This is a genomic window from Streptomyces sp. NRRL F-2664 (assembly GCF_000719345.1).
Taxonomy (GTDB): Bacteria; Actinomycetota; Actinomycetes; order Streptomycetales; family Streptomycetaceae; genus Streptomyces.
Genome location: NZ_JOFX01000339.1, coordinates 1 through 492, shown reverse-complemented (window position 1 = coordinate 492; position 492 = coordinate 1). Strand labels below are relative to the sequence as shown.

Here is a 492-nt window from a genome sequence, read left to right as displayed (position 1 = left end):
TGCGCAGCTCGTCCTGGACGACATCAGCCTCGATGTCGCTCCGGGTGAGTTCGTCACCCTCCTGGGGGCGTCGGGCTGCGGGAAGTCCACGCTGCTGAATCTGGTGGCCGGTCTGGACCGGCCGACCGCGGGGTCCATCGAGACCCCCGGCGGCCGCCCGGCGCTGATGTTCCAGGAACACGCGCTGTTCCCCTGGCTGACCGCGGGCAAGAACATCGAACTCGCCCTGCGCCTGCGCGGCGTCGCCAAGGCCGACCGCCGGCCGGAGGCCGAACGCCTGCTGGACCTGGTCCGCCTCGGCGGCGCGTACGGCAAGCGCGTCCACGAACTGTCCGGCGGCATGCGCCAGCGCGTGGCCCTCGCCCGGGCCCTCGCGCAGGACAGCCGACTGCTGCTGATGGACGAGCCGTTCGCGGCCCTGGACGCCATCACCCGTGACGTCCTGCACGGCGAACTCACCCGTATCTGGGCCGAGACGGGCCTGTCGGTCCT

At 72.2% G+C, this 492-nt stretch carries 1 protein-coding gene; it reads left to right on the top strand.

Annotated features, from left to right (window positions below):
* Nucleotides 1-492: ABC transporter ATP-binding protein (locus IF89_RS0136005; protein ID WP_030777677.1), on the top strand; the 492-nt coding region annotated here is incomplete at both ends.